We start from the raw sequence: 14,814 nt of genomic DNA on the forward strand, positions 1-14,814 counted from the left end.
ACCATGAAGTCCAGACAGGCGCCATTGGCGCGGATCGCCCTTGCCTCACTGCTTTGCATCGCAGGCGCCGCGCATGCACAACAACAGCAACCACAGCAGACCTACAAGATCGCCTACATCGACCCGCTCTCGGGCCCGTTCGCCAATGTCGGCGAGCTGATGCTGATGCACACGCAGTACGCCATCGAGGAGATCAACGCCAAGGGCGGCGTGCTGGGCGGCACCACGAAGCTGCAGCTGCTGCAGTTCGACAGCAAGCTCTCGGCGCAGGAGAGCCAGAGCGCGCTGCAGGCGGCCATCGACCAGGGCGCGAAGGCCATCGTGACGGGCGGCTCGGGCTCGTCGGTGGTCACGGCGCTGGTGCAGTCGGTGGCGCGCTGGAACCAGCGCAATCCGGGCAAGGAACTGATCGTGCTGAACCACTCGTCCATCGACCCCGAGATGACGGGCAAGGCGTGCAGCTTCTGGCACTTCCAGACCGAGGCGAACACGGCGATGAAGATGAAGGCGCTGGCCAACTACATCAAGAAGACGCCCGACGTGAAGAAGGTCTACCTGCTGAACCAGGACTATGCGCACGGCAAGCAGTGGGCGAGCTACGGGCGCCAGCTGGTGGGCCTGGCGCGGCCCGACATCCAGTTCGTGGGCGAGACGCTGCACCCCATCGGCCGCGTGAAGGACTTCGCGCCGTATGTGGCCAACATCAAGCAAAGCGGCGCCGATTCGGTGATCACGGGCAACTGGGGCCAGGACATGACGCTGCTGCTGAAGGCCGCCGGCGACGCGGGCTACAACCTGCGCTACTTCAACCACAGCGCGGGCTCGGTGCCGGGCACGGTGACGGCGGTGTCGCAAGCCAAGCTGGGCCAATTGACGTGGGTGGCCGAGTGGCACCCGGGCGAGGCCAACACGCCGAAGGTCGACGCGCTGGCCAAGGCCTACAAGGCAAAGACGGGCAAGGACTTTCTTGCGCCGCGCATCGACATGACCCCACGGCTGCTGGCCGCGGCCATCGACAAGGCGGGCAGCGCGGACACGGTCAAGGTAGCGCGGGCGCTCGAGGACCTGACGTTCGACTCGGTGGTGGGACCGGTGCGCATGCGTGCGGAGGACCATCAGTTGCTGTTGCCGCAGGTGGTCAACACGATCATGCCGGTGGACGGCAAGACCGTGAAGGTCGGCTGGGAAGGCACCAACTACGGGTTCCGCACGGACGCCGTCTACACCGGGAACGAACTGGCCCAGGGGACTGATTGCAAGATGGTTCGGCCTTGATGGCTCTTGGGAACGTTCTTGGCGTGTGCACAGGACACCGGGTACTTCCCTCCGCGAATGTCCCCCGGGGCTGCGCCCCTCCTCCTTTATTTCGCTGCGGGAAGCACCCGATGCCCTGTGCACTTGGGCACGCTGCCGGTTTGCAGCTGATGAACCAGTGCTCTGATAACGCTCACGTCGGCGGTGTGCTCTGCGCAGCGAAATAAAGGAGGAGGCCGCAGGCCGGGGGACATTCGCGGAGCAGAGCACACCGTCGGCGTGAGCGCCACCCCGAACAGTCCCGCCACGAACCGCCCTAGGGGAATCCCCGCCCCGCTCCCAGCCATGCCATCGGGATACTCCGGTTGTTACACCCCGGACATCCGAAGCGGGTCCATCCCAAAGAGGCACCACACCCCATGGCAGGCAAAAACTCGCTCCACCCGATCCCGCATCCGGCGAAGAAACCCTTCGTCGGGAACCTGCTGTCGATCGGGTCCGACTCTCCCGTGCTCGACATGTGGAAGATCGCGCAAGACCTCGGTGGCATCTACTGGCTCGACATGCCGGGCATGCCGGTGATCGTGGTGTCGTCGCCCGCGCTGGTCGACGAGCTCTGCGAAGAGCCGCGCTTCGACAAGAGCACGCGCGGCGCGTTGCGGCGGCTGCGGGCGGCGTCGCACGGGCTGTTCACGTCGGACACGCACGAGGAAACGTGGTCGAAGCCGCACAACATCCTGCTGGCCAACTTCAGCCAGCGCGCGATGCAGGCCTACCACCCGATGATGCTGGACATCGCGGGGCAACTGGTCACCAAGTGGGAGCGGCTGAACTTCGACGAAGAGGTGGACGTGGTGCGCGACATGACCGCGCTCACGCTCGACACCATCGGCCTGTGCGGCTTCGGCTACCGCTTCAATTCGTTCTACCGCGAAGGCTTTCATCCCTTCGTCGATGCGATGGTGCGCACGCTGGAAACGGTGCAGAACCGCCGCGGCCTGCCGCTCGAGGAGCTGATGCTGAAGAAGGAGCTTGCGCAGCAGCGCAAGGACATCCGCTACATGCACAAGATGGTGGAAGACATCATCGAGGAGCGGCGCGCGAGCGGCGCCGACATTGCCACCAAGCCCGACCTGCTGAGCTACATGATCGCGGGCGTGGACAAGAAGAGCGGCGAGCAACTCACGGACAAGATGATCCGCGACGAGTGCATCGAGTTCCTCATCGCGGGACACGAGACCACGAGCGGCCTGCTCTCGTTCGCGATCTACTTCCTGCTGAACAACCCCGAGGCGCTGGCCAAGGCGCAGGCCGAGGTCGACAACGTGTTCGGCCCCGACACCACGCAGAAGCCGACCTACGCGCAGGTCAACCGGCTGCAGTACGTGATGCAGGTGCTGAAGGAGTCGCTGCGCCTGTTCCCGACCGCGCCGGCCATTTCGATGCGCGCCAAGGAAGACACCCAGATCGGCGGCCAGTACACGATCAAGAAGAACAACATGGTCATCATGCATGCGCTGGCGCTGCACCGTGACAAGGGCATCTGGGGCGAGAACGCCGACCAGTTCAACCCCGACAACTTCAGCCGCGAGGCCGAGCGCGAGCGGCCGGTGAATGCGTTCAAGCCCTTCGGCAACGGGCAGCGCGCCTGCATCGGGCGGCAGTTCGCACTGCAGGAAGCGGTGCTCACGCTGGGCATGATCCTGCAGCGCTTCAACCTGGTGGACCACACGGGCTACAAGCTGAAGATCAAGGAAGCGCTGACGATCAAGCCCGAGAACTTCAAGATCAAGGCACTGCTGCGCGACCCGGCCACGCGCCCGCGCGGCAACATGACCGATACGGCGGCCGCCCCCGTGCAGCCCACGCAACCCGCGCAGCGCAAGCCGCAGGCGGCGCGCCACGGCACCTCGCTGCTGGTGCTGCAGGGCTCCAACCTCGGCACGGCCGAAGACCTGGCGCGCCAGTTGGCCGAGGCCGGCGAGATGCGCGGCTTCTCCACGCAGCTGGCCTCGCTCGACGACTACGCCGAGCGGCTGCCGGCCAACGGCGCGGTGGCCATCGTCTGCGCCTCGTACAACGGCGTGGCGCCCGACAACGCGGCCGAGTTCCACCGCTGGCTCGACAAGGCCGACGACGCGCTCAACGGCGTGCGCTTCAGCGTCTTCGGCTGCGGCAACACCGACTGGGCCGCGACCTACCAGGCGGTGCCGCGCCGCATCGACGAGCGGCTCGAAGCGCTGGGCGCCACGCGCGTGCACCCGCGCGGCGAAGGCGATGCGCGCGAGGACATGGACGGCGCCTTCCAGGACTGGAGCGACGCGCTCTGGCCTGAGCTGGTGAAGGCCTTCGACATCAAGACCGGCGCCGACACGCCCGTGCAGAGCGAACCGCTCTACACGCTCGAAGAACTGCCGCCGCCGCAGAAGAACGCCATCGTCGATGCGCTGGGCGCGGTGGCGCTGCGGGTGATCGAGAACCGCGAACTGCAAAACAGCGGCGGCGGCGGCAACAACAACGACGGCGAGGCCGGCCGCTCCACGCGCCACGTCGAGCTGATGCTGCCCGAAGGCCTGATCTACCGCGCCGGCGACCACCTGAGCGTGGTGCCGCGCAACAGCCCGGCGCAGGTCGAGCGTGCGATGGCGCGCTTCGGCTTCGACCGCACGGCGCACGTGCGGCTGCACGCGGGCGCGGGCCGCAAGGCGGCGCTGCCGGTCGAGCAGGTGATTGCGGTCGACCGGCTGCTGGGCGACTACGTCGAACTGCAGGACGTGGCCACGCGCAAGCAGATCGCCACGCTCGCGGCGTACACCGAATGCCCGTTCACCAAGCCCAAGCTGGTGGCGCTGTCGGGCAGCGACGAGGCGTCGCAGGCGAAGTACAAGGCCGAGGTGCTGCACAAGCGCAAGTCGGTGCTCGACCTGCTGGAAGAACACCGCGCCTGCCAGGTGCCGTTCGCGGTGTTCCTCGAAATGTTGTCGCCGCTGTCGCCGCGCTACTACTCGATCTCGTCGTCGCCGACGATGACGCCGGGCAAGTGCAGCGTGACGGTGGGCGTGGTGAGCGGGCCCGCCAAGTCGGGCATCGGCACCTTCGAGGGCGTGTGCTCCAACTTCCTCGCGCGCGCCGAAGCCGGCGACACGGTGCACGGCGTGGTGCGCGAGACCACGGCCGAAGGCTTCCGGCTGCCGGAAGACGCGAGCCGCCCGCTCATCATGGTCGGGCCGGGCACCGGGCTCGCGCCGTTTCGCGGCTTCCTGCAGGAGCGCGCGGCGCAGGTCGAGGCGGGCAGCAACGCCTTGGGCGAGGCGCTGCTGTTCTTCGGCTGCCGGCACCCCGAGCAGGACTTCATCTACGCCGACGAACTCCAGGCCTGGGCGCACCGCGGCGTGATGAAGCTGCACACGGCGTTCTCGCGCGCGGGCGAGCGCAAGGTCTATGTGCAGGACCTGATCCGCGAACAGGCCGCGCACGTGTGGAAGCTGCTCGAAGCGGGCGCGGTGGTGTACGTGTGCGGCGACGGCTCGCGCATGGAGCCCGATGTGCGGCGCACGCTGTCGGACCTTGCAAGAGAGCATGGGCACGACAGCAATGCGTGGATGGACAAGATGATCGCGGACCAGAGCTATGTGCTGGACGTGTGGGCCGGCACCTGAGAAACGAGAAGCGAAAAAAGCCGGCAACCGCCGGCTTTTTTCATTCGGTTTGCGCAACGCGCTCACATGTCGCGGTCGGGGTCCGGATACACCAGCGGCCCCAGCAACCCGCGATTGAACGGCTTCCACTGCCCTTCGGGCTGCGCCAGCCGATCGGCCACCGCATAGAGCACCGCGGGATGCCCGCCCAGGCCCAGGTGGCTCGCCAGCACTTCGATGTTCTCCGACTGCGGCCCCGTCTTCTCGATGCTGCAGCGCCACGCCACCACGCCGTCGGTGCGGCTGAAGATCGAGGTGGTCGGCACCGGCGGCGTCGGCTGTACGAACTTCATGCGGCGCGGGTCGTGCGAACTCTGGCCGCTCACGCCTTCGTACACGCGCCATGCATTGGTGGCGCGCGGGCTGCCCGAGAACGGACTGCCCAGCGTGATGACGTTGCGGATCATCGGCGCGTAAGACGAGGCCAGCAGCCGCGCATACACGCCACCCAGGCTCCAGCCGATGACGCTGACCTTCTGGCCGCTTTTGTCGTGCAGGGTCTTGAGCAGCTCGACCATGCCGTCTTCCACGCCTTCGCGCGGACCGAGGTTGCGGCCCAGGCCCCAGCCGTGCGCGTCGTAGCCGCGGCTGCAGAGGTAGCGGCGCAGCAGCAAGGTCGACCCATCGCCCGCCACCAGCCCCGGCAGCACCAGCACCGGGTGGCCGTCACCGCGCGGCGTGAGCTGCAGCAGCGGCCACATGGCGATGCCGGCGCCGGTTTCCCAGAGCGCGCGGGCTTCGGCCAGCAGCAGCAGGCGCGACGGCGGCGCGATGGGTTCACGGGCTCGGGCGTGGGTGGCGGTGGTCATGATGGATGTTTCCTTTTTGGTTTTTATCTTCTTCAAGACGAACTTGGGGCCGGCCGAACCAATGCCCCGTCGGACAACAACGACATTTATCCGAGGTATTTGCCCCTCAGGTAATCGAGGTAAGCCCTCGATTCGCTCGAAACATACGGCGAAACCAGCGTGAGCGTGTAGAAAGCCGCAAGGCCGGGGTCGGCCTGCGCCAGCGCGTCGCGCCCCGGCACGAGCCGCTCGAACGACAGCCAGCAGGTGGTGGTGAACACCATCTGCAGCGCCAGGATGCGGGCCTGCTCGGCGCTGGTCTCGATCACGCCCGAGGCCACCAGCCCTTCGCACAGCGCCTGCGCGGCCAGCAGGTTCTGCGCGGTCATGGCCTGCGCGCGCTGGCCGAGCGCGGGGTATTCGCTGGCCAGGAAGGCCATGTCGCGGTAGATGAAGCGGTACTCGTCGATGGCCTCGAAGCGCAGGTGCAGCGCCAGCCACAGGTCGTCGATGGCGGCAATGGAAGCCGACGAGCCGTTCAGCGCTTCCAGCCTTTGCTCGAAGCGGCGGAACAGCCATTCGACGATCAGCTGCTTGGCCTTGAAGTGGTAGTGCAGGTTGCCGGGGCTGATGCCGAGCTCGGCCGCGATCTTGTGCGTCGACACGGCCGCCAGGCCTTCCGCGTTGAACAGCGCAAGGCTGGCCTGCAGGATGCGATCGCGCGTGGTGTTGGAGCTGGCCACAACCGGTGTGATCGGTGTGTTGCCGCTCAGCGTTTGCCGCGTGCGCGCGGGGCGGCGGGGGCAGCGGCGGTGCCTTCGAGTTGCGCCACGCGTTCGCGCAGTTGCGCGACCTCGTCGCGCAGCGCCTGCACTTCGTCGGCACCGGGGATGCCCAGGCGCTGCAGGGCCGTGGCGACACGCTGGTCGAACACGTCCTCGAACTTGCGGATGCCGAAGCCGTCCAGGCCCGGGACCTTGCCCTGCCCGATGCCGAGCAGGCCTTCGATGACGTTGGCCTGGCGCTTTGCGACGTCGTTGCGCACGTTGTCCAGCGCCTTGAGGCCGGCGCGCAGCAGGCCCTCGGCCTTGCTGCCGGGCGCGGCGGCTTTTTCTTCGGTGGCCGGCGCCGCCTTGCGGGGCGCTGCCTTCTTCTTCGCGGCAGCCGGCGTCTTGACCGGCGTCTTCTTCGCAAGCGCCGCCCTCTTCTTCAACTTTGCAGTTTCGTCAGGACGGGTCGCCATGCAGTGCTCCAGATACCGTGAAAAAGTAAAAGGGCGCCGTGGGGCGCCCCGGGGGTCAGGCCGCCTTGCGGGCGGCAGCGCGGCGAACCGGCTTCTTGGCGGCGGCGGCCTTGGCCTTCACCGTGCGAACCGGCTTGGCTTCTTCTTCGGCGCCGCTCACGCGGGCTTCGATCTGCTTGGTGCCGGCGACGATCTTGTCGGCGATCTGCACCGAGACGGTGGCGATCGGCTGGTTGACGGCGCTCAGGGCGTTGATCACCGAGGTGGCGATCGGCGACTCGACGCGCGCCACGCGGCTGGCGACCGACTCGATGCCGGTCGTGGTGCCGGCGGCCACACGGTCCATCACCGACACGATGCGGCCGGTGTCGATGTCCAGGCGGTTGGCCAGGAAGCCGTTGATCTTTTCTTGCGCGCCGATCAGGTTGGCCTTGACCTGTTCGCTCACCATCGGGATCTGGCGGCTGCCCAGGAAGTCGCTGTAGCGCGAAGCGGCGCCGTTCAGCAGGCGATGCACGCCGGTGCGGTAGGCGCCGACCAGGGTCTTGCCCGCGTCGTTGTATTGACCGACGACGTGAACGGCTGCGGAAGCGATGGTGGTTTGCGTGGACATGGTGATTTCCTTGAAGTTGAAAGGCTCGCGAAGGAAACAAAGGGGTGTTCTGTCGCGATGGGCCTATCTTCTTCCGCCGGGCCTAGGCCTGGAAAACTAGAACGGTCGGAAAACTAGTCCAACTGCCCCAATTTTCTTTCTTCCCAGGCCGGGCCCGCCGATCATGCCGCAGCGGCCCGTGGGGCGCTGGACCGCTTGGCCGGGGCGGCCTTGCGGGCCGGCGCCTTGGGCGCGGCCTTCTTTGCCACGGGCTTGGCCGCCGGCTTGGTGGCGGCCTTGGTCGCGGGGGCTTGGCGGCAGCCGTCTTGCGCGCAGCTGTCGTCGGAGCCTTCTTGGCCGCGACCTTCACCGCGGCCTTCTTGCGCGCGGCCGGTTTCTTCTTCGCGGCAACGGGCATGGGCACGGGCGCGGCATCTGTCTCGGCCTCGTCCGAATGCTCGTGGATCGTCTTCGGCGGCACCGGCGCGGGCGCGCGCCGGCGGCGGCCGGGTGCTTCTGCGTCAGCTCCATCAGCAGCTTGTGCTCGGCCAGCATGTAGTCGCCGATCTCGGTGATGCCGGGCACGGCGCGGCGGCAGGCGATCAGGCCGTAGTCCATGCGGCCGTTGTAGCTCTGCACCGTGACGTTGAGCGCCGTGCCGTGGCTGGCGATCGACACCGGGTAGTAGCAGGTGACCAGCGCGCCCGCGAAGTACATGGGGAACGGCGCGCCGGCCACGTTCGAGACGGCCACGTTGGCCGCCGGCGGCAGCAGGTTGACGATGCCCGAGCGCCCCACCATCGACGCGATGCCCGACACCAGCCAGGGCGCGGCGAAGGTCGGGAAGTCGTCCAGGATCACCGCCTTGAAGCGGTTCATGGTCGACTTGGACGAGTTCGACGACGTGTTGATCGCCTTCAGCCGCTGCACCGGGTCGGTGATGTCGCTGGCCAGGCTCACGAGGATCATGCTGGCTTGGTTGTTGGCCGTGTCGTCGCCCGCTTCGCGCAGGCTCACCGGCACGCCGGCCACCAGCGACTTGGCCGGCAGCTCGTTGTTGTCCGCCAGGTAGTGGCGTAGCGCGCCCGACACCGTGGCCAGCACCACGTCGTTCAGCGACACGCCGAAGTGCTTGGCGATGTACTTGGTCTCGGCCAGCGAGATGGTGCGCCCGGCAAAGGTGCGCTGGTTGGTGATCGACACGTTGAGCGACGTGCGCGGCGCAAAGAGGTTGAACTTCTTCGGCGCGGCGGCGGCGTCTTTCTCGGCCGCCTTCTCGTCGGGCTTGGCCAGCCCGCCGATGGCGCGCGCGATGGCCGGCGCCATCTTGAAGAGCTTGACGTACTGCTGCGCCGTGTTGCGCAGTGCGGCGCCCGCAAGCTCGGCCATGCCCAGCTGGTAGCCGCTGCCGCGCGGACGCGAGCGCGGCGGCTTCACCACGCGGCCGGTGGCCTCCAGGTCGAAGATGGCCTTGCCCACTTCCACGCCGGCCTGCCCGTCGATGCCCGCATGGTGCACCTTGGTGTAGAGCGCCACCTGGCCGCTCTTGAGCCCGTCGATGATGAAGAACTCCCACATCGGCCGGCTGCGGTCGATGAGCGTGGAATGCAGCCTTGCCACGTATTGCTGCAACTGCCGGTTGGTTCCGGGCTTGGGCAGCGTGATGTGGCGCACGTGGTAGTCCAGGTCGATGTCGTCGTCCTCGACCCACACCGGGTTGGTCATGTCGAAGGGCATCAGCGCGAGCTTGCGCGTGAACACGTCGGCCAGGTGGATGCGGCTGGCCATGAAGTTCTTGGCGTCTTCGTAGAAGTCGCCCTTGTAGCCCTTGGGCAGGTCCAGCACGTTGAGCGAGCCCACGTGCATCGGCATTTCCGGCGTTTCCAGGTGCAGGAAGGTGGCATCAAGTCCGCTCAGGTGTTTCATGTGTTGTGTCTCCTTGGTGGGGCATGCGCCGCTTGGCAGGATACCGTGCGCACCGCGTTCGTGGGCTGCCGGTTCTTCAGTGTTTCCACCGGGGGAAGGCACCGGCGGGACAGGGGTTTGCCCCAAGTAATGAAAAAGGTGGCGCCCGAAATCCCCCGCGGCGCACAGGCATGTTTCACATGGGCTCCGTACACTGAGGCCATGACATCCAGCCCCCCTCCGCTCCCGCAAGACGACGCCCACCTCTGGCTCGAAGACATCGACGGCGCCAAGCCCCTGGACTGGGCCCGCGCGCAGAACGCGCGCACCGTGCAGGCCTATGCAAGGTCGCCCGCGTTCGATGCGCTCCAGCAGGGCATCCTCGAGGTGCTCGACGCCAACGACCGCATTCCGATGGTGCGCAAGATCGGCGCGCGCTTCTACAACTTCTGGCGCGACCAGGCGCATCCGAAGGGCCTCTGGCGCCGCACCACGCTCGATGAGTACCGCAAGCCCCTGCCCGCCTGGGAGACCGTGCTCGACCTCGACGCGCTGGCCGCGGCCGACGGCGAGAACTGGGTCTGGCACGGCGCCGACTGCCTGGAGCCCGACTACCGGCGCTGCCTGATCTCGCTCTCGCGCGGCGGCGCCGACGCCGACGTGGTGCGCGAGTTCGACCTGCAGACGAAGCAGTTCGTCGAAGGCGGCTTCTCGCTGCCCGAGGCCAAGAACCACGTGGGCTGGAAAGACATCGACCACCTCTACGTGGCCACCGACTTCGGCCCCGGCTCGATGACGAGTTCGAGCTACCCGCGCATCGTGAAGCAGTGGCAACGCGGCACGCCGCTGGAAAGCGCGGTGGCGGTGTACGAAGGCCTGCACGAGGACATGTCCGTGAGTGCCTACCGCGACAACACGCCGGGCTTCGAGCGCGACTTCGTCACGCGCCAGATCGACTTCTACGAAAGCGAGACCTGGCTGCGCGGCGCCGACGGCCGGCTCGTGAAGATCGACGTGCCCGACGATTCCAACACCGACATCACGCGCGAGTGGATGCTGATCGAGCCGCGCGAAGACTGGACCGTGGCCGGCCGCACCTACGCCTCGGGCTCGCTGCTCGCGGCGAAGTTCGACGACTACATGGCCGGCAGGCGTGAGCTCACGGTGCTGTTCGAGCCCGACGACACCACCGCGCTCGACGACCATTCATGGACGCGCCACCACCTGATCCTGAACGTGATGCACGACGTGGTGAACCGCCTCGAGGTGCTCACGCCGCCCTCGAACGGCAGCGGCGAGTGGGCACGCGTGAGCCTGGGCGGCGCGCCCGCGCTCTCGACCATCGCGGCCGGCGGCATCGACGAGGACGAGAACGACGACTACTTCCTGACGGTGAGCGGCTTCCTGCAGCCGACCACGCTCTACATCGGCACCATCGGCCAGGGCGAGCCCCAGGTGCTGAAGGACAGCCCCGCCTTCTTCGACGCCTCGCGCTATCGCGTGAGCCAGCACTTCACCACTTCGAAGGACGCACGCGCGTGCCCTACTTCGAGATCGCCGCCAAGGACCTGAAGGCCGACGGCAAGAACCCGGTGCTGCAGTACGCCTACGGCGGCTTCGAGATCTCGCTGCAGCCCAGCTACAGCGGCAGCATCGGCCGTGCGTGGCTCGACCAGGGCGGCGTGTACGTCATTGCCAACATTCGCGGCGGCGGCGAGTACGGCCCGCGCTGGCACCAGGCCGCGCTGCAGGAGAACCGGCTGCGCACCTGCGAAGATTTCGCGGCCGTGTCCGAAGACCTGATCGCGCGCAACATCACCTCGCCCGCGCACCTGGGCGCGATGGGCGGCAGCAACGGCGGCCTGCTGATGGGCAACATGCTCACGCTGTACCCACGGCTGTACGGCGCCATCGTGAGCGAGGTCGCGCTGCTCGACATGCGGCGCTACACGCACCTGTCGGCCGGCGCCTCGTGGATCGCGGAATACGGCGACCCCGACCAGCCCGACGAGTGGGCGTTCATCCAGGCCTTCTCGCCCTACGAGAACGCCAAGCCGGGGCAAAGCTACCCGCCCGCCCTCTTCACCACCTCGACGCGCGACGACCGCGTGGGCCCGGTGCATGCGCGCAAGATGCACGCGAAGATGCTGGCGCTGGGGTACGACAGCAGCTTCTACGAGAACATGGAAGGCGGCCACAGCGCGGCGGCGGACAACAAGGAATCGGCCTTCATGGATGCGCTGGGCTATGCGTACCTGTGGCAACACCTGAGGAACTGAAATGACCAGCAACGCCAACGTCACCCTCGAACTGATCGGCGCGCGACCGACATCGGCGCCAGCGTGCGCGGGGCCGGCATGGGGCCCGACGCGCTGCGCGTCGCGGCCCTGCCCGAGGCGCTGGCAAGGCTGGGCTTCACGGTGATCGACCGCGGCAACTCGCGGGCCCCGCCACGCCATGGGCGCCGCCGGCCAACGGGCTGCGCCACCTCGACGAGGTGGTGGCGTGGAACCGCTCGGTCTACGCCGCCATCGACGCCGCGCTGGGCGCGGGCCACGTGCCGCTGATGATGGGCGGCGACCACTGCCTGGCCATCGGCTCCATCAGCGCGGTGGCGTGGCATGCGCGCAAGCGCGGCAAGAAGCTGCGCGTGCTGTGGCTGGACGCGCACTCCGACGTCAACACCGAAACCACCAGCCCCAGCGGCAACCTGCACGGCATGCCGGTGTCGTGCCTGCTGGGCCACGGGCCGGCGGTGCTCACGGGCTGGAGCGGCGAGCGCGCGGCGCTGGCGCACGAGGCGATTCGCTTCATCGGCATCCGCAGCGTCGACAGCGACGAGAAGGAAGCCATTCGCACGCTGGGCCTGAACGTGTTCGACATGCGCCACATCGACGAGCACGGCATGCGCACCACCATGACCGAGGCGCTGCAGGACGTGGACGATGACACGCACCTGCACGTGAGCTTCGACCTCGATTGCCTGGACCCCGGCATCGCGCCCGGCGTGGGCACGGGCGTGCGCGGCGGGCCGACCTACCGCGAGATGCAGCTGTGCATGGAAATGATCGCCGACACCGGCCGGCTCTGCTCGCTCGACGTGGTGGAGCTGAACCCGGCGCTCGACGTGCGCAACCAGACGGCCGAGGTGGCCGTGGAACTCATCGAGAGCCTGTTCGGCAAGTCGACGCTGGTGCGCTGAACGGGGCGAGGCGAGGCGCACCGCGCGTGCGCCGCCGCGTCAGCGGGAGGCCGGCAGCGCGATGGCGATGACGATGCCGACCAGCGCGATGACAGGCAGCAGCCACGCGCCGATGATCACGCCCACGCCATTGGGCGGCGGCGGCGCGCCGAAGCGGTTGCGACCCTGGGTGCCCGGCTTGAAGACCCAGATCAGCCCGACCAGGGGGATCAGCGCCAGCAGCAGCATCCACGCCGACCAGTCCATGTCGTGCGTGCGCTGGATCGCCACCAGCACGTAGAACACGAAGTACGGAATCAGCGCCAGCACGGTCACGACCGCGATGCCGGTCGGCGAGGCCATGCCCGTGGCACCGGCAATGCCGCCCAGCACGCCGGCCGCAAGGGTGCACAGCAGGTACGAATAGAGCATGTAGGCCAGGAAGCGCACGCGGCCGATGCGCCCCTTGGCGGACCACAGCTTCACGGGCTGGACGCTCGCGTCGTCGCCGTACACGTCGGCCACGGCGGCACGCGGCGCGGCATAGGGGTTGGTGGTCATTTCGGTCATCTGCTTTCCTCTTCCTGTGTTGTAGAACGCGGATTGTCGGCAAGAAACTCTACAGAAGGCCAGCCCTTTTGACGGCGTGATAACGGTTCACCAGCGCCACCGCGAGGTCGGCCGGCTCGACGTCGACCGACAGCGGGTCGTTGCCCACCACGCGCGCGAAGGCGTCGCGCCGGGACTGCTCGAACAGGTGCGCCGCCGCCACGTCGACCGCGTCGCGCGCCTGCGCGAGCGGCTGGTTGGCGATGCGCCCGAGCACGCCCTCGCGCAGGCTCGCCACCAGCACCAGGTGCTTGCGGCGCAAGAGCTTGATGGCGGGGCGCAGCTCGGCGGCATCTTCGTCGCGGAAGTTGGTCAGCACGATGACGAGCGCGCGCCGCTTCTGCACGCGCAGCAGCTCCTGCGCGGCCAGCAGGTAGTCCGAATGGGTGGCGCCGGGCTGGATGTCGTGCAGCCGGTTCATCAGCGCATTGAGGGTGGCGGTGCCCTTGCGCGCGGCGAAGTCGCGCCGCGCTTCGGGCGGGCAGCCGAAGGTCATGGCGCCGACCTCGTCGCCCTCTTTCAGCGCCACGTAGCTCAGCAGCATCAGCGCATTGAGCGCCTCGTCGAAATGGCTGTTGGCCCGCAACGCCTGCGCGCCTTCGTCGGCCCGCATGCGGCGGCCGCAGTCGAGCAAGAAGAGCACGCACTGGTCGCGGTCGTCCTGGTACTCGCGCACGATGGGCCGGCGCTGGCGCTGCGTGGCCTTCCAGTCGATGTGGCGCAGCGAGTCGCCGGTCTTGTAGTCGGCCAGTTGGCGAAAGTCGGTGCCCAGGCCGCGCTGCGCATAGGTCTTGATGCCGATCTGCGCCAGCCGCCGGTCGCCCGACAGCCACGCGTAGCGCGCCAGCGCGGCGAAGTTGGGGTACACGCGCAGCCGGCGCGGCTCGCCCAGCGTCTGGCGCATGTCGAAGCAGCCGAAGCGGGTGCGCCAGCGCAACTGGGTCGCGCCGAATTGCGCCACGCCGCGCTGCGTGGCCGTGGCGGTGTAGCGCAAGGCCACGCGCGAGGCCGCCGGCACGGCCACGGTCTGCGGCAGCCCTTCGAACGCGAAGTGCGCGTCGAGCTCGTCGAACACCGACACCCGCCAGGCCTGCGTGCCTTCGTTCACCAGCGCGAGCGTGAGCACCGTGGGCACGCCGAGCGAGAACGCACCCGGCAGGTTGCGCTCGATGCGCAGCGGCGCGGCGCGCCACAGGCGCAGGCTGTGCCACAGGTCGATGCCCGCGCCCACGAAGCCGAGCACCAGCAGCACGCCCGCCACGGCCGCGACGTAGCCGACCGGCACGCCCAGCAGCAGCGCCACGCAAGCGGCCACGGCCAGGCCGGCCAGCGCCAGCACGGCCGCGCGCGCGGGGATCGGAACAGCCATGCGCATCCGCGGGCCTAGAGCCTCGGTGCCTCGACGCTGTCGCGCGCGGCGCGCAGCAGGGTGTCGACGCCCAGGCCTTCGAGCTGTGCGTCGGGCGAGATCATCACGCGGTGGCGCAGCGCGGGCAGCGCCTGGCGCGCCACGTCGTCGGGCGTGATGAAGTCGCGCCCGGCCA

At 68.2% G+C, this 14,814-nt stretch carries 9 protein-coding genes and 3 pseudogenes; 4 read left to right on the plus strand and 8 right to left on the minus strand.

The genetic code is table 11. The features are described from left to right. Nucleotides 1–3 precede the first annotated feature (3 nt). Both BMG07_RS22750 and BMG07_RS22755 read left to right on the plus strand, forming a co-directional pair. Nucleotides 4–1,275, plus strand: coding sequence for a branched-chain amino acid ABC transporter substrate-binding protein (locus BMG07_RS22750; protein WP_198086449.1), 1,272 nt, complete (start codon nucleotides 4–6; stop codon nucleotides 1,273–1,275). A gap of 398 nt (nucleotides 1,276–1,673) precedes the next feature. Continuing rightward, nucleotides 1,674–4,913 carry a bifunctional cytochrome P450/NADPH--P450 reductase gene (locus tag BMG07_RS22755; RefSeq protein ID WP_198086450.1) on the plus strand — a complete coding sequence of 1,080 codons (3,240 nt, stop codon included), beginning with the start codon at nucleotides 1,674–1,676 and terminating at the stop codon, nucleotides 4,911–4,913. A gap of 62 nt (nucleotides 4,914–4,975) precedes the next feature. Here BMG07_RS22755 and BMG07_RS22760 read toward each other — a convergent pair whose 3' ends face one another. From BMG07_RS22760 to BMG07_RS22780, 5 genes are all read right to left on the minus strand, one after another. After that, a complete protein-coding gene (locus BMG07_RS22760) occupies nucleotides 4,976–5,761 on the minus strand; it encodes a triacylglycerol lipase (protein WP_198086451.1) in 786 nt (261 codons plus the stop codon). 86 nt (nucleotides 5,762–5,847) lie between these two features. Next, complete coding sequence (locus tag BMG07_RS22765; protein WP_198086452.1) at nucleotides 5,848–6,483, minus strand: TetR/AcrR family transcriptional regulator; 636 nt, start codon at nucleotides 6,481–6,483, stop codon at nucleotides 5,848–5,850. Between the two features lie 26 nt (nucleotides 6,484–6,509). Further along, on the minus strand, nucleotides 6,510–6,953 hold the full coding sequence (locus tag BMG07_RS22770; RefSeq protein ID WP_269759288.1) for a phasin family protein: 444 nt from the start codon (nucleotides 6,951–6,953) through the stop codon (nucleotides 6,510–6,512). 85 nt (nucleotides 6,954–7,038) lie between these two features. After that, nucleotides 7,039–7,596 (minus strand): hypothetical protein, encoded by a 558-nt coding sequence (locus tag BMG07_RS22775; RefSeq protein WP_198086454.1) that lies wholly within the window; start codon nucleotides 7,594–7,596, stop codon nucleotides 7,039–7,041. 345 nt (nucleotides 7,597–7,941) lie between these two features. After that, nucleotides 7,942–9,501 (minus strand): wax ester/triacylglycerol synthase family O-acyltransferase, encoded by a 1,560-nt coding sequence (locus BMG07_RS22780; RefSeq protein WP_269759289.1) that lies wholly within the window; start codon nucleotides 9,499–9,501, stop codon nucleotides 7,942–7,944. 201 nt (nucleotides 9,502–9,702) lie between these two features. Between BMG07_RS22780 and BMG07_RS22785 the strand changes: the two are divergent. Further along, a pseudogene (locus BMG07_RS22785) lies at nucleotides 9,703–11,759 on the plus strand (prolyl oligopeptidase family protein). A gap of 1 nt (nucleotide 11,760) precedes the next feature. Beyond that, nucleotides 11,761–12,682, plus strand: a pseudogene (gene rocF / locus BMG07_RS22790) (arginase). A 39-nt stretch (nucleotides 12,683–12,721) separates the two neighbouring features. Here rocF and BMG07_RS22795 read toward each other — a convergent pair. The 3 genes and pseudogenes from BMG07_RS22795 to BMG07_RS22805 form a co-directional block, all read right to left on the minus strand. Continuing rightward, nucleotides 12,722–13,231: a DUF805 domain-containing protein gene (locus BMG07_RS22795; RefSeq protein WP_198086455.1), complete on the minus strand. Its 510-nt coding sequence runs from the start codon at nucleotides 13,229–13,231 to the stop codon at nucleotides 12,722–12,724. A gap of 49 nt (nucleotides 13,232–13,280) precedes the next feature. After that, nucleotides 13,281–14,639: a DUF58 domain-containing protein gene (locus tag BMG07_RS22800; RefSeq protein ID WP_269759291.1), complete on the minus strand. Its 1,359-nt coding sequence runs from the start codon at nucleotides 14,637–14,639 to the stop codon at nucleotides 13,281–13,283. 14 nt (nucleotides 14,640–14,653) lie between these two features. Next, nucleotides 14,654–14,814 (minus strand): annotated as a pseudogene (locus BMG07_RS22805) (AAA family ATPase); the annotation flags it as partial.

This window comes from Variovorax sp. E3 (genome assembly GCF_016082275.1).
Lineage (GTDB): Bacteria > Pseudomonadota > Gammaproteobacteria > Burkholderiales > Burkholderiaceae_C > Variovorax.